General features: G+C 57.9%; 2 protein-coding genes. Both read left to right on the forward strand.

Features of this window, described 5'->3' with window-relative positions; all coding sequences use genetic code 11:
- A partial coding sequence (locus ABI_RS20695; protein WP_040309791.1) for a hypothetical protein occupies positions 1-435 on the forward strand: 435 nt, incomplete at its 5' end.
- A gap of 65 nt (positions 436-500) precedes the next feature.
- Complete coding sequence (locus tag ABI_RS26520; RefSeq protein WP_006275026.1) at positions 501-635, forward strand: hypothetical protein; 135 nt, start codon at positions 501-503, stop codon at positions 633-635.
- Positions 636-1,100 lie beyond the last annotated feature (465 nt).

Genomic DNA, 1,100 nt, shown 5'->3' on the forward strand with positions numbered 1-1,100 from the left:
TTACTTGCACTTTTGCCCCTGCTGGCCGCTCCGGTGGCGCAGGCGGAAGCCACATCGTTTTGTAAGGCCTTCCAGCCGGTTCTCGATGCCGCCACCGAAGGGTTCTCAGCTGTGCGCGGCGAGAGCCTGGGCAATGACGAATGGCGCGCCACCCTCGCGGTTCCGGACACGACCGATTGCCAGGTTTACCAGACCACGGAAACACCGGCCCGCATGCGCTACACCTGTCGCATGACCCTGGCCGGTAACACCGATGGCCCGGCGGCTGCGGCCTATACCGAAGCGGTGAGGGGCTGTGCGGTCATGTCGACATTCGGTCTGTTTGAACGCGTATGGTACCTGAAGACTCAGATGACGGGCGTGCAGGTGTCACTGATTCAGTTCGACCAACCGGAGCCCTATATCAACCTGGTTGTTTATCAGGCGGATGACTGACCTGAAGAATTTTCGCGCTTTCGGGGCCAAGACCTGTCATTGTACCCTTTTTGAGGAGTCGCGCCATGGCCAAGGGTCAGAAAAAGAGCAACAAGGAAGTCCGCAAACCGAAGAAGGAAGCGGTCAAGGTTGAAACCGTCTCCGCGGCGGGCTTCACCAAGGGCCAGCAGGCGACCCTGAACAATATCAAGAAGCCCTGAGCTGTGGCTCTATGTCTTTTGGAACCTCATGCCGGCTGCGGGCATGGGGTTTTTTAGTGCCTGCGGCTAGGTCACTTGTCCCTCTTTTTCTTTCTCCTCCCTACTTGTTGGGGTAAGAGCCAGCCGAGATATATCTCGGCAAGCGAACGACCATAAGCGAAGCAAAACGAAGTGCGGGCAGCGAAATGGTGTTGGGTGTCTTCGGTCCTATCGGCAAGCGCTGAACGCACCGGTAGGTAAGAAACCTCACCACCGTACCTCATCCGCTTCGACTCAGGTCGTTGACCTTCGGTCTTCGCGCACTCGTTTTGCGCTTACAGAGGTTTACTCGGATACGCTCATCCGCCTCCGCGACAAGTGGGGAGGGACAAAAGGAAGCGATCGCTAGAAGTGTGTAATACCAACGGCGCTAGCGGTTGACCGCTAAGAAGACCCCTCCGTCTCGAGCCTCGCCGGCAGGCGGTG

Source organism: Asticcacaulis biprosthecium C19 (assembly GCF_000204015.1).
Lineage (GTDB): Bacteria > Pseudomonadota > Alphaproteobacteria > Caulobacterales > Caulobacteraceae > Asticcacaulis > Asticcacaulis biprosthecius.